The 13,925-nt window shown below is 71.0% G+C and carries 14 protein-coding genes; 9 read left to right on the top strand and 5 right to left on the bottom strand.

What is annotated here, in order from left to right:
* Window positions 1–119: 119 nt before the first annotated feature.
* A complete protein-coding gene (gene dnaJ, locus ACFUJY_RS01495; RefSeq protein WP_383292813.1) occupies window positions 120–1,304 on the top strand; it encodes a molecular chaperone DnaJ in 1,185 nt (394 codons plus the stop codon).
* Between the two features lies 1 nt (window position 1,305).
* A complete protein-coding gene (locus ACFUJY_RS01490; protein ID WP_018522258.1) occupies window positions 1,306–1,752 on the top strand; it encodes a heat shock protein transcriptional repressor HspR in 447 nt (148 codons plus the stop codon).
* Between the two features lie 19 nt (window positions 1,753–1,771).
* On the opposite strand, the gene ACFUJY_RS01485 is transcribed toward ACFUJY_RS01490, so the two are convergent.
* The 3 genes from ACFUJY_RS01485 to ACFUJY_RS01475 form a co-directional block, all read right to left on the bottom strand.
* A complete protein-coding gene (locus ACFUJY_RS01485) occupies window positions 1,772–2,797 on the bottom strand; it encodes a LuxR C-terminal-related transcriptional regulator (protein ID WP_383292809.1) in 1,026 nt (341 codons plus the stop codon).
* Window positions 2,794–3,771 (bottom strand): LuxR C-terminal-related transcriptional regulator, encoded by a 978-nt coding sequence (locus ACFUJY_RS01480; protein WP_383292806.1) that lies wholly within the window; start codon window positions 3,769–3,771, stop codon window positions 2,794–2,796. The genes ACFUJY_RS01485 and ACFUJY_RS01480 overlap by 4 nt, the downstream gene beginning before the upstream one ends.
* Before the next feature lie 184 nt (window positions 3,772–3,955).
* Window positions 3,956–4,966 carry a helix-turn-helix transcriptional regulator gene (locus ACFUJY_RS01475; RefSeq protein WP_383292803.1) on the bottom strand — a complete coding sequence of 337 codons (1,011 nt, stop codon included), beginning with the start codon at window positions 4,964–4,966 and terminating at the stop codon, window positions 3,956–3,958.
* Between the two features lie 100 nt (window positions 4,967–5,066).
* On the opposite strand from ACFUJY_RS01475, the gene ACFUJY_RS01470 reads away from it, so the two are divergent.
* Complete coding sequence (locus ACFUJY_RS01470; RefSeq protein ID WP_383292800.1) at window positions 5,067–5,276, top strand: hypothetical protein; 210 nt, start codon at window positions 5,067–5,069, stop codon at window positions 5,274–5,276.
* A gap of 1 nt (window position 5,277) precedes the next feature.
* Window positions 5,278–5,598, top strand: coding sequence for a hypothetical protein (locus tag ACFUJY_RS01465; RefSeq protein WP_018102083.1), 321 nt, complete (start codon window positions 5,278–5,280; stop codon window positions 5,596–5,598).
* Between the two features lie 105 nt (window positions 5,599–5,703).
* Here the strand turns inward: ACFUJY_RS01465 and ACFUJY_RS01460 are convergent, their stop codons facing one another.
* Complete coding sequence (locus ACFUJY_RS01460; RefSeq protein ID WP_383292796.1) at window positions 5,704–6,108, bottom strand: pyridoxamine 5'-phosphate oxidase family protein; 405 nt, start codon at window positions 6,106–6,108, stop codon at window positions 5,704–5,706.
* Window positions 6,109–6,322: 214 nt separating this feature from the next.
* Between ACFUJY_RS01460 and clpB the strand changes: the two genes are divergently transcribed.
* A complete protein-coding gene (clpB, locus tag ACFUJY_RS01455) occupies window positions 6,323–8,917 on the top strand; it encodes an ATP-dependent chaperone ClpB (RefSeq protein ID WP_383292793.1) in 2,595 nt (864 codons plus the stop codon).
* Between the two features lie 169 nt (window positions 8,918–9,086).
* The gene (locus ACFUJY_RS01450; protein WP_383292790.1) at window positions 9,087–9,647 is read left to right on the top strand and encodes a YbjN domain-containing protein; all 561 of its coding nucleotides are present in this window, start codon (window positions 9,087–9,089) and stop codon (window positions 9,645–9,647) included.
* Between the two features lie 61 nt (window positions 9,648–9,708).
* Here the strand turns inward: ACFUJY_RS01450 and ACFUJY_RS01445 are convergent, their stop codons facing one another.
* Window positions 9,709–10,887 carry a pyridoxal phosphate-dependent aminotransferase gene (locus ACFUJY_RS01445; RefSeq protein ID WP_383292787.1) on the bottom strand — a complete coding sequence of 393 codons (1,179 nt, stop codon included), beginning with the start codon at window positions 10,885–10,887 and terminating at the stop codon, window positions 9,709–9,711.
* A 135-nt stretch (window positions 10,888–11,022) separates the two neighbouring features.
* On the opposite strand from ACFUJY_RS01445, the gene ACFUJY_RS01440 reads away from it, so the two are divergent.
* The 3 genes from ACFUJY_RS01440 to ACFUJY_RS01430 all read left to right on the top strand — a co-directional run bounded on the left by ACFUJY_RS01440 (window position 11,023) and on the right by ACFUJY_RS01430 (window position 13,850).
* Window positions 11,023–11,307, top strand: coding sequence for a hypothetical protein (locus ACFUJY_RS01440; RefSeq protein ID WP_383292784.1), 285 nt, complete (start codon window positions 11,023–11,025; stop codon window positions 11,305–11,307).
* 338 nt (window positions 11,308–11,645) lie between these two features.
* On the top strand, window positions 11,646–12,167 hold the full coding sequence (locus ACFUJY_RS01435) for a DUF2617 family protein (RefSeq protein ID WP_383292781.1): 522 nt from the start codon (window positions 11,646–11,648) through the stop codon (window positions 12,165–12,167).
* 84 nt (window positions 12,168–12,251) lie between these two features.
* Window positions 12,252–13,850: a polyamine aminopropyltransferase gene (locus ACFUJY_RS01430; RefSeq protein WP_383292778.1), complete on the top strand. Its 1,599-nt coding sequence runs from the start codon at window positions 12,252–12,254 to the stop codon at window positions 13,848–13,850.
* Window positions 13,851–13,925 lie beyond the last annotated feature (75 nt).

Below are 13,925 nucleotides of genomic sequence, written 5' to 3'. Positions count from 1 at the left end.
CACCTGGCAGCACACCGCCCGGCCACCCGGGCCTCCCGTCCGGTCGGCAGCAGGGCCTGCGGGCCCGGCGCCGGCCGGACGGGGGGCTCCCGGCCGGTCGTCCGGAAGGAGGGACGTCGATGAGTACGAAGGACTTCGTCGAGAAGGACTACTACAAGGTTCTCGGCGTCCCCAAGGACGCCACCGACGCCGAGATCAAGAAGGCGTACCGGAAGCTCGCCCGCGAGTTCCACCCGGACGCCAACAAGGGCGACGACAAGGCGGAGGAGCGCTTCAAGGAGATCTCCGAGGCGAATGACGTCCTCGGTGACGCCAAGAGGCGCAAGGAGTACGACGAGGCGCGCGCCCTCTTCGGCAACGGCGGCTTCCGCGCCGGCCCCGGCGGCGCCCAGGGCAACTTCAACTTCGACCTGGGGGACCTCTTCGGAGGCGCCCCGGGCGGCGGCCAGGGCGGCGCCGGCGGTTTCGGCGGCGGCGGCCTCGGCGACGTGTTCGGCGGCCTCTTCAACCGCGGCGGCGGCGCCGGTACGAGGGTGCAGCCGCGGCGCGGCCAGGACATCGAGTCCGAGGTGACGCTGAGCTTCACCGAGGCGGTCGACGGGGCCACGGTCCCGCTCCGGATGTCCAGCCAGGCCCCCTGCAAGGCGTGCTCCGGCACCGGCGACAAGAACGGCACGCCCAGGGTGTGCCCGACCTGTGTCGGCACCGGCCAGGTCTCGCGCGGCAGCGGCGGCGGCTTCTCGCTCACCGACCCGTGCGTGGACTGCAAGGGCCGCGGCCTCATCGCCCAGGACCCCTGCGAGGTCTGCAAGGGCAGCGGCCGGGCCCGCTCCTCGAACACCATGCAGGTGCGCATCCCGGCGGGCGTCTCGGACGGGCAGCGCATCCGGCTGCGCGGCAAGGGCGCCCCGGGCGAGCGCGGCGGCCCGGCCGGCGACCTGTACGTCGTGGTCCACGTCGACGCCCACCCGGTCTTCGGCCGCAAGGGCGACAACCTCACCGTCACAGTGCCCGTCACCTTCACGGAGGCGGCGCTCGGCGGCGAGGTGAAGGTACCGACGCTCGGCGGCCCGTCCGTGACGCTCAAGCTACCGGCCGGTACGCCGAATGGGCGTACGATGCGGGCCCGCGGCAAGGGCGCGGTCCGCAAGGACGGCACCCGGGGCGACCTCTTGGTCACCGTCGAGGTGACCGTGCCCACCGACCTCGGTACCGAGGCCAGGGACGCACTGGAGGCATACCGCAAGGCGACCGCGGGGCATGACCCGAGGGCGGAGCTGTTCCAGGCGGCGAAGGGAGCTTGAGGTGGACGGCCGACGGCGTAATCCTTACGAACTGACCGACGAGTCCCCGGTGTACGTGATCTCGATCGCGGCCCAGCTCTCGGGCCTGCATCCGCAGACACTGCGCCAGTACGACCGCCTCGGCCTGGTCTCCCCGGACCGCACGGCCGGACGCGGCCGGCGCTACTCGGCCCGCGACATCGAGCTGCTGCGTACGGTGCAGCAGCTGTCGCAGGACGAGGGCATCAACCTCGCCGGCATCAAGCGCATCATCGAGCTGGAGAACCAGGTCGCGGCGCTCCAGCAGCGCGTCGCCGAACTCTCGGCGGCCGTGGACGGAGCGGCGGCGGCCATGCAGCAGCGCGAGGCCCAGGTCCACGCGTCGTACCGGCGCGACCTGGTCCCGTACCAGGACGTGCAGCAGACCAGCGCCCTGGTGGTCTGGCGCCCCAAGCGCCCCAAGGACTGACCCCGCGCCACGCGGCCCGTCACCCCGGTTCCCCCGGCGTGGCGGGCCGTTTCGCGTATTCCGGTGGCACGGGGCCGGCGGGGCCTTCCACGACGCCGGACTGGATGAGGAGGGCGCCGAGGTGGGTGCGGCTGGTGGCGTTGAGGGCGTGCATGAGTTTGGCGATGTGGGCGCGGCAGGTGCGGACGCTGATGCCGAGTTTCTCGGCGGCGGCCTGGTCGGTGCAGCCGTCGGCCAGGAGGCGGGCGACGCTCTGCTGGACGGCGGTGACGGGGGCGCCGGGGAGCGCGGTGGGGAGGGGGGCGTCCAAGGGTGTGGAGAGGGCCCAGAGCACGTCGTACAGCTGCGCCAGGTAGAGCACGAGGGCAGGATGGCGGATCTCCAGGGCGGCGCTGCGGTCGGGGTTGGCCGGGAGGTACGCGACCTTGCGGTCGAAGATCATCAGGCGGTCGATCGCGCGCTCCGTCGTGCGGACCTGGAGGAGGTTGCCGGGCAGTTGGGCCAGATACCCCTTGAGTACAGGGCCGTAACGCGCCGAGTGCTGGTAGATGTGGCGCAGCCGGACGTTCCGCTTGACGATTGGCAGCGTGCTGGCCAGGGCCACCCGGATGATCTCCGGTGAGCGGGTGCTGCCGGGCTGGGCGGTGAGGACTTCGTCGTTCGCCTCGCGCAAGGCAGCGTCGATGGCCGCCTGGATGGAGGACTGCCCGGCGACGACCCTGATGGCGAGATCCGGGGGCTCGTGGGCGAGCGCGCTCAGTGCGCCCAGGGTCCTGCCGAGGCGGTCAGCGGTGCGCACCTGGTCCAGGATCTCCCGGGCCAGCGGATGCAGCAGCCGAGCCAGGGCCGCGGTGGGCGGTACGGGGCGCAGCCACGCGTCGTCGCGGGGGTCGGCGGTGAGCAGGGCGTGCTCGGCCGCCAGGCAAGGGACTTCCTCGGCGGCGGACCGGGATATGCGGCCCTGTGCCAGGGCCTGTGCATAGAGGTCCACTGCCGCGTCGCACAGTTCGTCCGCGTCATGGCTGTGTTTGTGGGATGCCGTCACCGAGTCGGTTCCATGACGCCGGACTGGATGAGGAGGGCGCCGAGGTGGGTGCGGCTGGTGGCGTTGAGGGTGTGCATGAGTTTGGCGATGTGGGCGCGGCAGGTGCGGACGCTGATCGCCAGCTTGCGGGCCACGACCTGGTCGGTGTTCCCCTCGATGAGGAGGCGGGCGATGCTCAGCTGAGTGGCGGTGATCGGGGTGTCGTGCGCGGGCGCCTGGAGGGGGGAGGTCAGCGGTTTGGCCTGGGCCCACAGCACCTCGTACACCTGGATCAGGTAGCGGACGAGTGCGGGGTGGCGGATCTCCAGGGCGACGTCGCGTTTGGGGCTGGCCGGGATGAAGGCGACGGTGCGGTCGAAGACGAAAAGGCGCTCGACCGTCTGCTCGATGGTGCGCACCTGGAGGGCGGCCGACGGCATGTCGTCCAGATAGGTCTTGATGGCCGGGCTGTAGCGGGCCGGGTGCTGATAGATGTGGCGCAGTGTCACGCCGCGTTCGGCCATGGACAGCCCTCGGCTCAGTGCCTTCTTGAGCTGGTCCACGGGCCGGGTGCCGCTGGGCTGCAGGGTCAGGGCCTCGTTCCGTGCGCCGTCCGTGGCGTTCTGGATGGCCGCCTCGATGAGCGGGATGCCTTCGAGGACGGTGATGGCGAGGTTCGGGTCGGTGCTGGCGACGGAGGCCAGGGGCGCCAGGGAGTCGGCCAGAGCGGCGGAGAGCCGTAGGCGCTCGTGGATCTCCCGCGTGACGGGTTGGAGCAGATGGGCGAGTGCCGCGGACGGAGGCACCGGCCGGATCCAGCCATCGTCCTGGGGGTCGGGGTGGACAAGGGCCAACTCGATGAGGCATGGGGCGGGTTCGAGAGCGGAGCGGGGCAGCCGGCCGACTCTGAGTGCTTCGGTGTACGTCCCGACGCCGGCGTCGCACAGTTCCAGAGCACCGTGCGCCTGGTGCGATATGCCCTCGTCCTTGCCCATTCGTGACCCCCCACTTTTGGCAATGCAGCAAGATGACGGTGGTGTCAGCCTAGTTCCCGGGTCAGTGTGGAGGTGTCGGGGGAGCCGGGAACTCCCCCGGCTGATCAAGGGCGTGGCCATGCTCTCCCCCGTTGCGTGGCCCGCCCGCCCGGCCCGGGGGGTGGGGATCTTTGGGGCCGACCGGTCAGGAATCCTGGTCCAGGATTCCTGACCGGGCGATCAGATAGCCGAGTTGGGCGCGGCTGGTGCTGCCGAGCGCGGCGGCGAGCTTGGCGACATGGGCCCGGCAGGTGCGCACGTTCATTCCCAGACGCCGCGCGATCGAGTCGTCGACATGACCCTCGACGAGCAGTTGGGCTATGGAACGTTGGACACCGCTGATCCCCAGGCGGGTCGGTTCGTATCTGATCTCCTCCCGCAAGGGAGCCGCCCTCGTCCAGAGCTGCTCGAACACGTTGGCCAGATACTCGACGAGTCCGGGATGGCGCAGTTCCAGGGCGACTTGGCGGTCGTCCTGGGCAGGGATGAAGGCCACCGTCCGGTCGAACACGATCAGACGCTCGATGAGCTCCTCGAGTGTCCGGATCTCCACGTCGCTGTCCGCCATGCGCTCCGCGTACGCGAGTGTGCTGGGGCTGTGCCGCACGGTGTGCTGGTAGAGGGTGCGCATCCGGACACCTCGCTGAACCACCGAGAGGCCGCGGTCCAGCGACTTGCTGAGGCGGTCCTCGATGCGTCCGCCACCGGGTTGGACTGTGAGAACTTCCGTGCGGCACTCTGCCGTGGCTTGGTCGAGTGCGGCGTTGATCCGGTTGACGCCCTCCAGCACGGTGATCGCGTGGGTGACGGGAGGGCCCTGCGTGCTGATGTCCATGAATGGCTCGAATGACTCGGTCAGCTGGACCGTATGCCTGCGGCGCTCGAGGATCTCCCGTTCCAGAGGCTGAAGGTGCTGGGCCAGCGCGACCGAAGGCGGGACTGGGCGGAGCCATGACGGGTCATCGGGGTCGGGGTGAAGCAGAGCGAAATCCACGAGGCAGGGCGCGGGGCCGATGTCCGCCCGCGCTATGCGTCCCAGGCGCAACGCGCTGGCGTAAAGGTGCTCCCCGGCCTGGCAGAGTTCGGTGATCCCATGAGGATGTGCCGGTTTCGCGTTCATTGTGGCCATATCTTCACCCCCCAGGTTCATGAACATACAGGAACATGATGCATCTCCTCAGTGGTGCGCGCGTGCCCCCGTGAGACATCGTTTTGATGCGGGGGAGAGGAATCCACAAGTGAGGACGAAGCCGACTATGTATAAGCGAATGCTTCGCTCGGCGCTTGCCGCATCGTTCGTTGCGGCCCTGGGCATAGGCTTGCTGGGCGGCAGCGGCTTTGAGCAGGTCAGCACCAGCGCCGCCTCTGCCGCGGACATCGGCTGGACTGTCTCGCCTGCCAAGTCGGACATCGGCTGGACCGTCGCGCCCGCCGGAGCGGACACCGTGTCGACCGTGGGCGCCTGACATGACCACCCCCCCGGACGACCGGACCTTCCGGCGTGAGATGGCGACCGCCTACCGGTCAGGGTGGCATTTCATCGATCTCGTCACGGCGCTGCCCCACCGTGGTGACTCGTTGATGGTCACTCTGTTCGGCGACCCGGTCGTCGTCGCCCGCGAGGACGACGGTGAGGTCCGTGCCTACCGTTGCCTGCGCAAGCCGAGGGGCGCGCCGCAGCCGGTGCGCTGTGCCATCCGGTACGACATGATCTTTGTGAACCTCGCACAGCGTGACCATCAGCTGTTCGAGCCCGAAACCATTGCCGCCACCCCCCACAGTGCCTGAGCGATCCCCCGTCGTTCCACGTCGCTCAGTCACTTCCCCCACACAACGGCGCCACCGTGACCTGAACACGGTGGCGCCGTTGTGCTTTCCCGCCGGGCGGCGGGTTCAGCCGCGGCCGAGCGCCCGGTCCAGGGTGATCTCGATGACGACCCGGTCCGGGTTGGGCGACGGCACCCGGTCGTAGCGCTCCGTGTGGCGGCGTACGGCCTCCGCGACGCGCTCCGGGTCCGTGCTGATCCGGGCCACGCCCTCCAGGGTCGCCCAGCGGCGGCGGTGCACCTGGCACGCCGCGACGCGGGCGCCCTCCGGGCCCGCGGCCAGGATGTTGGCCACCTTGCGGCTGTGCTTGTTGGTGATGACCCGGGCGAGGCCGGCCTCGGGGTCGTACGTCACGCACACCGGGACCACGTGCGGCGTGCCGTCGGGGCGGGGCGTGGTGAGCGTGCACACGTGGCTCTCGCGCCAGAACGCGAGGTACTCGGGGCTCGGCTGGTGTACGTCGACTGCCATGGCCCCAGCGTATGCGGGGCCATGTGCGCTGCGGTGGCGGGTACGAGGGGTGGCCGCTTCACTCGGAGGAGGGGCCAGGGCCCGATTTCGCCTTGAGTGGAATGCGCTCAACTCTGGGCGTGCGCGACCTTGAGTGGAATAGACTCAACTTTGTGCACGTTGATCGTGTCAGTAGTGAGAACGGACTCGTCATCGCAAGGAGGAGACAGCGCACGTGGACGCCGAGCTGACCAACAGGAGCCGGGACGCCATCAACGCGGCCACCAGCAGGGCCGTGAAGGACGGGCACCCCGATCTGACCCCGGGGCATCTGCTGCTGGCGCTGCTCGCGGGCGAGGACAACGAGAACCTGGTCGATCTGCTGGCCGCCGTCGAGGCCGACCAGATCGCCGTACGCACCGAGACGGAACGGCTGCTGGCCGCGCAGCCCAGCGTGACCGGGTCGACCGTCGCACCGCCCCAGCCCAACCGCGAGCTGCTGGCCGTCATCGCGGACGCCGCGCAGCGCGCCAAGGAGCTGGGCGACGACTACGTCTCCACCGAGCACCTGCTGATCGGGATCGCCGCGAAGGGCGGCCGGGCCGGTGAGATCCTCGACGGGCAGGGGGCCAGTGCGAAGAAGCTGCTGGACGCGTTCGAGAAGAGCAGGGGAGGGCGCCGGGTGACCACTCCCGACCCGGAGGGCCAGTACAAGGCCCTGGAGAAATTCGGCACGGACTTCACCGCCGCCGCGCGCGAGGGCAAGCTCGACCCGGTCATCGGCCGGGACCAGGAGATCCGCCGCGTCGTCCAGGTGCTCTCGCGGCGCACCAAGAACAACCCGGTGCTCATCGGTGAGCCGGGGGTCGGCAAGACCGCCGTGGTCGAAGGGCTCGCCCAGCGCATCGTGAAGGGCGACGTTCCCGAATCCCTCAAGGACAAACGGCTCGTCTCGCTCGACCTGGGGGCGATGGTCGCGGGCGCGAAGTACCGCGGCGAGTTCGAGGAGCGCCTGAAGACCGTCCTCTCCGAGATCAAGGAGAGCGACGGCCAGATCATCACGTTCATCGACGAGCTGCACACCGTCGTGGGCGCGGGCGCCGGCGGCGACTCCGCGATGGACGCGGGCAACATGCTCAAGCCGATGCTGGCCCGCGGCGAGCTGCGGATGGTCGGCGCGACCACGCTGGACGAGTACCGCGAGCGGATCGAGAAGGACCCGGCCCTGGAGCGGCGCTTCCAGCAGGTGCTGGTCGCCGAGCCGTCCGTCGAGGACACCATCGCGATCCTCCGCGGCCTCAAGGGGCGGTACGAGGCCCACCACAAGGTCCAGATCGCGGACGCGTCCCTGGTCGCCGCCGCGACCCTGTCCGACCGCTACATCACCTCCCGCTTCCTGCCCGACAAGGCCATCGACCTCGTGGACGAGGCGGCCTCCCGGCTGCGCATGGAGATCGACTCCTCGCCCGTCGAGATCGACGAGCTCCAGCGCTCCGTGGACCGCCTGCACATGGAGGAGCTGGCCCTCAGGAACGAGACCGACGCCGCCTCCAAGCAGCGCCTGGAGAAGCTGCGCCGCGACCTCGCCGACAAGGAGGAGGAGCTGCGCGGACTGAACGCCCGCTGGGAGAAGGAGAAGCAGGGCCTCAACCGGGTCGGTGAGCTGAAGGAGCGCCTGGACGACCTGCGCGGCCAGGCCGAACGCGCCCAGCGCGACGGAGACTTCGACACCGCGTCGAAGCTGCTGTACGGGGAGATCCCCGGCCTGGAACGCGAGCTGGCCGAGGCCGACGAGGCCGAGCAGGAGGCCGCCCGCGAGCCCAAGGAGACCCTGGTCAAGGAAGAGGTCGGGCCGGACGACATCGCCGATGTCGTGGGCGCCTGGACCGGCATCCCGGCCGGCCGCCTCCTGGAGGGCGAGACGCAGAAGCTGCTGCGCATGGAATCAGAGCTGGGCAAGCGCCTGATCGGGCAGACCGAGGCCGTGCAGGCCGTCTCGGACGCGGTGCGCCGCACCCGGGCCGGCATCGCCGACCCCGACCGCCCGACCGGCTCGTTCCTGTTCCTCGGCCCGACCGGGGTCGGCAAGACCGAGCTGGCGAAGGCTCTCGCGGACTTCCTCTTCGACGACGAGCGGGCCATGGTCCGCATCGACATGAGCGAGTACAGCGAGAAGCACAGCGTCGCCCGCCTGGTCGGCGCCCCGCCCGGTTACGTCGGTTACGAGGAGGGCGGCCAGCTCACCGAGGCGGTCCGCCGCCGCCCGTACACCGTCGTCCTGCTGGACGAGGTCGAGAAGGCCCACCCCGAGGTCTTCGACATCCTGCTCCAGGTCCTGGACGACGGCCGGCTCACCGACGGGCAGGGCCGGACGGTGGACTTCCGGAACACCATCCTCATCCTGACGTCCAACCTCGGCAGCCAGTTCCTGACCGATCCGCTGACCAAACCGGAGGAGAAGAAGAGCCAGGTCCTGGACGTCGTCCGAGCCTCCTTCAAGCCGGAGTTCCTGAACCGGCTGGACGACCTCGTGGTCTTCTCCGCGCTGTCCGGCGACGAGCTGGCGCACATCGCGGGCCTCCAGATCGACCGGCTCGCCAAGCGCCTGGCCGACCGGCGGCTCACCCTGGACGTCACCCCGGAGGCCCTGGCCTGGCTGGCCGAGGAGGGCAACGACCCGGCGTACGGCGCCCGGCCGCTGCGCCGCCTCATCCAGACGGCCATCGGCGACCGGCTCGCCAAGGAGATCCTGGCGGGCGAGATCAAGGACGGCGACACGGTCCGCGTGGACCGCTTCGAGGACGGCCTGATCGTCGGCGCGGCGAGCTGAGACAGGCCGCCGGCGCCGTAAACGGAACCCGTACGGCGTAATCGGAACGCCCCGGCCCCGTTCCCCACCGGCTGAATATCAGCTCGTGGCGGATCGGGGCCTTCCGGGCTTGCCATGCCCCGCCCGGCATAAGAGAGGATGGCAGCCAACCGCACGAAGGGAAGTAACGGTGAGCATCGATCCGTCCTCGATTCCTAACTTCGGGGCTCAGCCCGAACCGCAGGCGGCAGGACCGGAGGGCCCCGTCGTCCCTGACCAGGACCTCGTCAAGCAGCTGCTGGACCAGATGGAGCTGAAGTACGTCGTCGACGACGAGGGCGACCTCGCCGCGCCGTGGGAGGAATTCCGCACGTACTTCATGTTCCGCGGCGAGGGCGAGCAGCAGGTCTTCTCGGTCCGTACGTTCTACGACCGCCCGCACGCCACGGACCAGCGCCCGGTCCTCCTCGACGCGATCGACGACTGGAACCGCCGCACCCTGTGGCCCAAGGTCTACACGCACACCCACGAGCCCGAGGAGGGCGAGGAGGCCGGCCCCTCGGTCCGCCTGATCGGTGAGGCGCAGATGCTCATCGGCACCGGTGTCTCCCTGGAGCACTTCGTCTCCTCGACGGTCAGCTGGGTGCGCGCCTCCATCGAGTTCGACAAGTGGCTGCTGGAGCGCCTGGGCCTGGCCCCGGCCGAGCAGAAGGCCGAGGACGGCACGGAGCAGTCCGCTCCGGACGCCTGAGTCCTCTCCGCGCGCATGAAGAGGCCCGGCCGGGGGAACTCGCGCCGGGCCTCTTGACGTGTCAGAGCTGCTTCAGCCGGGAAACGGCCTCCTGGAGCACGTCCGTTCGTTTGCAGAAGGTGAAGCGGACGAAGGGCGCGCCCTGGTCGCGGTGGTCGTAGAAGACGGCGTTGGGGACGGCCACCACGCCGCAGCGCTCGGGCAGTGCCCGGCAGAACGCGATGCCGTCGCCGGTCGCGTCGAGCGGGCGGATGTCCGTGGTGACGAAGTAGGTGCCGGCCGGGCGGTAGACCGCGAATCCGGCCTCGGCGAGGCCCGCGCACAGCAGGTCCCGCTTGGCGCGCAGGTCCGCGCGCAGGTCCTCGTAGAAGCCGTCGGGCAGCCGCAGCGCCTCGGCGACGGCGTACTGGAGGGGGCCGCCGGAGACGTACGTCAGATACTGCTTTGCTGAGCGCACCGCCGTCACCAGCTCGGCGCTGCCGGTGACCCAGCCGATCTTCCAGCCGGTGTACGAGAACGTCTTGCCGGCCGAGGAGATGGTGACCGTGCGGTCGCGCATGCCGGGGAAGCCGGCCAGCGGCAGGTGTTCGCCCTCGAAGACCAGGTGCTCGTAGACCTCGTCGGTGACGACGAGCAGGTCGTGCTCGCAGGCGAGCTCCGCGATCGCGTGCAGTTCCTCGCGGCTGAGGACCGTGCCGGTGGGGTTGTGCGGGGTGTTGATCAGCAGCAGCCGGGTACGCCGGGTGACCGCCGCGCGCAGTTCGTCGAGATCCAGCCGGTAGGTGCCCGCCGAGGTGTCGGGCCGCAGCGTGACGGGAACGCGCGTCGCGCCCGCCATCGCGACGCAGGCGGCGTACGAGTCGTAGTACGGCTCCAGCGCGATGACCTCGTCACCGGGCTCCAGGAGCGCCAGGAGCGAGGCGGCGATGGCCTCGGTGGCGCCTGCGGTGACCAGCACCTCCGTGTCCGGGTCGTACCCGAGGCCGTAGCGCCGCTGCTGGTGGCCGGTGATCGCGGTGCGCAGCTCGGGGACGCCGGGGCCGGGCGGGTACTGGTTGCCCTTGCCCTCCCGCAGGGCGCGCACCGCGGCCTCGCGGACTTCCTCGGGGCCGTCGGTGTCCGGGAAGCCCTGGCCGAGGTTGATGGCTCCGGTGCGGACGGCCAGCGCGGACATCTCCGCGAAGATCGTCGTGCCGAACTCGGCGAGGCGGCGGTTGAGCAGCGGTCGTCCGTGTGTCATGGCCGCCATCCTGCGCGCAAGCTCTGGACTTGCTCAAGTCTGCTTTGGCCGTACGGCGCCGGGGGCATCTCCCCTGCACGCCGGAAGGGCGCGGAGCGGGGGGTCTCGCTTCGGGGGACGGAAGGACGTGAGGTCATGGGCGGTGTGCTGGTCGGGGTGATTCTGATCGTGCTGGTCGCGGGTCTCGTCGCGATGCTGGCGGGGGCCGGCGGCCGGGGGCGTGCGCCGGCGCGCAGCGGGCGGCGGGGCACGGCGGGCGGCTCGGCCGCCGGGGGCAGCTGGTGGGCCGGGGACAGCGGCGGCGGCTCGTCCTGCGGCAGCGGTGGGCACTCGGGCGGCCACTCCTGCGGCGGGGGGTCCTCGTGCGGCGGGGGTTCCTCCTGCGGCGGAGGCGGCGGCGGATGCGGCGGAGGCAGCTGACACGGGGCAGTTGGTCCGCGAGGGCGGGTTCGCGAACACGCCCCGGGGCCCGGCGGGACGCGCGGTGCACGCGCCAAGTCCCGCCGGGCTCCTTTTTGTTGGGGATTCCCGCGGGTCTGCGGTGAACAGGTGAGCGGATGGCCCCCCGAGGGGGATGGAAACCCCGGCAAGTTGGGCAAAAACGCTGTGAGTGCACCGTGGTTCGTGATTCCCTCGGTGGAGAGAACATCCAGCCCTCGGACCCCAGTTGGACCTGATCGGGCGCTTCCCACCTCCCACGCGCACGACGCGGGGGCGTCCCCTGTCCATGTGTCCATGCGTGTTTGCGGAGCCGACCCATGCTCACGACCCTTCATACGGCCTATTCCGATACCCGTGCCGCCGATCTGGCCTGGGCGCTGGGGCGCGAACCGCTCCCGGCGCTGGCCGTCCTCGACCTCGAACTCGCCGGCGCCACCATGCAGCTGCGGCTGCTCGGCGCCTCCCACCAGGTGCTCCTGGAGGAGGAGCAGGGCAGCTGTTCCGAGACCGTCGCCTGTATGCCCGGCAGCAGCACCCCGCTGCCGCTGGGCGTCGCCAAGCGGATCGGCGGCTGGGAGTACGAGTTCGCGGCCCGCGTGGAGACGCTGAACGCGGGCTCCTTCGCCGGGCGCGCGCAGGAGTTGCTGGCGCTCGTCGCCGACCACCCGCACGGCCTGGCCGGAACGTTTCCGGGCAGCCCGCACGCCTTCACCGCCATGCTCGCCCAGCGGACCGAGGGCCAGGTGCGGTGGCGCACCTGGCACGCGTACCCGCAGGAGGGCCAGCTCGTCGTGACGCGGACCCGGGTGGGCGTGCGGACACCCGCGGTGGCGCTGTGACGCACACCTGCCGCGCCGCAGGTGCGCCAGTTACACCCTTGTGGGTGACAGGCGGCAGGCGATCGGTGACGTAGCGTTCGCGGCATGATCGACCAGCAGGTGTCGCTGCGAGGGGGCGCGGCGCGGCTTCCCGTCCGTCCGAGGACCGGCCGGTACCTCGTGCTGGCCGCCGTCTTCGTCTGTGCCGCCTGCGGACTGGTGTACGAGCTCGAACTGGTGGCGCTGGCCTCCTACTTGATCGGCGATTCGGTCACCCAGGCATCCGTCGTGCTCTCCGTGATGGTGTTCGCGATGGGGATCGGCTCGCTGCTCGCGAAACGTTTACGCAGCCGGGCGGCGGTGGGCTTCGGGCTGATCGAGGCGGCGCTCGCCCTGGTGGGCGGCTTCTCGGCGCTGGTGCTCTACGCGTCGTTCGCCTGGTTCGGCGAGTCGAGGTACGCGCTGGTCGGGTTCTCGCTGACGATCGGCATCCTGATCGGCGCGGAGATCCCCCTGCTGATGACGCTGATCCAGCGGGTGGACCGGCAGGACGCTGACGGCGCCGTCGCCGACCTGTTCGCGGCGGACTACGTGGGCGCGCTCGTCGGCGGCCTCGCCTTTCCGTTCCTGCTGCTGCCGATGCTCGGCCAGCTCACCGGCGCCCTGCTGACCGGTGCGGTGAACGCGGCGGCGGGCGGGGCATTGGTGCTGTGGGTCTTCCGGCGGGACGTGACCCCCAGGGCGCGGTGGCTGCTGATCGCCGCCAACGTCACGGTGATCGCCGTGCTGGCCACGGCCGCGCTGCTGGCCGACGACTTCGAGCGGGCGGCGCGGCGCGCGGTGTACGGGGACCAGGTGCGGGTCGCCGTACGGACCGATGTGCAGGAGGTCGTGCTGACCGGGGCCGGCCGCAGCTCCCTGGACCTCTATCTGGACGGGCGGCTGCGGGTCAGCTCCCGCGACGAGTACCGGTACCACGAGGCGCTGGTGCACCCGGCGATGAACGGGGCGCACGCCCGGGTCCTGATCCTGGGCGGCGGGGACGGGCTGGCGGCGCGGGAGGTGCTGCGCTATCCGGACGTGCGGAGCGTGACCCTGGTGGAGCTGGACCCCACCGTCACCCGACTGGCCCGTACGGACCCGGCGCTCTCCGCGCTGAACGCGCACGCGCTGGACGATCCCCGCGTGACGACGGTGACCGGCGACGCGTTCACCTGGCTGCGGACCGCCCGCAGCCGCTACGACGTGGTGATCTCCGACCTCCCCGACCCCGGGATCTCCGACGGCACGAAGCTGTACTCGGCGGAGTTCTACGGCCTGGTTGCCGAGGCCCTCGCACCGGACGGACGGCTCGCCGTGCACGCGGGACCGCCCGTCGGCCGGCCGCGCACCTACTGGACGGTCGACGCCTCCATGCGGGCCGCCGGGCTGCGTCCGCGCCCCTATCGGATCAGCGGGCGCCAGTCGGGCTTCGCGGCCGGCCCCGACCGGGCGGGCGGCGACGCGGACGCGGAACACGGCTGGGGCTTCCTGCTGGCCGGGACGGGCGCGACGCCCACGCTCGGCCTGGCCCCGGACGCACCGGCCCTGCGCTCCCTGAGCGTGCCGGAGCTGCTGGACGCGGGGCGCAGGGCGGAGGCCGGGCGGCTGTCCGGCCTCGCGCCGTCGACGCTGGTGCACCCGCGCTACTGGGAGGGGCGGTGAGTGCGGCGGCGGCTGGTCGCGGTGGCCGCGGTCACGGGTGCGGGGGCGGTCACGGGTGCGGAAGCGCTGACGGGA

Origin of the sequence: Streptomyces sp. NPDC057249 (assembly GCF_042669245.1) — a bacterium.
Taxonomy (GTDB): Bacteria; Actinomycetota; Actinomycetes; order Streptomycetales; family Streptomycetaceae; genus Streptomyces.
The sequence above is the reverse complement of the archived record's forward strand: the minus strand, read 5'-3'. Positions and strand labels throughout refer to the sequence as shown.

Excerpts from the sequence above, each read along its gene's own strand:
- ACFUJY_RS01445 (WP_383292787.1), bottom strand. The coding sequence starts at position 10,887 with ATGACACACGGACGACCGCTGCTCAACCGCCGCCTCGCCGAGTTCGGC.
- ACFUJY_RS01430 (WP_383292778.1), top strand. The coding sequence starts at position 12,252 with ATGATCGACCAGCAGGTGTCGCTGCGAGGGGGCGCGGCGCGGCTTCCC.
- dnaJ (WP_383292813.1), top strand. The coding sequence starts at position 120 with ATGAGTACGAAGGACTTCGTCGAGAAGGACTACTACAAGGTTCTCGGC.
- ACFUJY_RS01460 (WP_383292796.1), bottom strand. The coding sequence starts at position 6,108 with ATGGCAGTCGACGTACACCAGCCGAGCCCCGAGTACCTCGCGTTCTGG.
- ACFUJY_RS01480 (WP_383292806.1), bottom strand. The coding sequence starts at position 3,771 with ATGGGCAAGGACGAGGGCATATCGCACCAGGCGCACGGTGCTCTGGAA.
- ACFUJY_RS01465 (WP_018102083.1), top strand. The coding sequence starts at position 5,278 with ATGACCACCCCCCCGGACGACCGGACCTTCCGGCGTGAGATGGCGACC.
- ACFUJY_RS01440 (WP_383292784.1), top strand. The coding sequence starts at position 11,023 with ATGGGCGGTGTGCTGGTCGGGGTGATTCTGATCGTGCTGGTCGCGGGT.
- ACFUJY_RS01470 (WP_383292800.1), top strand. The coding sequence starts at position 5,067 with ATGTATAAGCGAATGCTTCGCTCGGCGCTTGCCGCATCGTTCGTTGCG.
- ACFUJY_RS01435 (WP_383292781.1), top strand. The coding sequence starts at position 11,646 with ATGCTCACGACCCTTCATACGGCCTATTCCGATACCCGTGCCGCCGAT.
- ACFUJY_RS01475 (WP_383292803.1), bottom strand. The coding sequence starts at position 4,966 with ATGTTCATGAACCTGGGGGGTGAAGATATGGCCACAATGAACGCGAAA.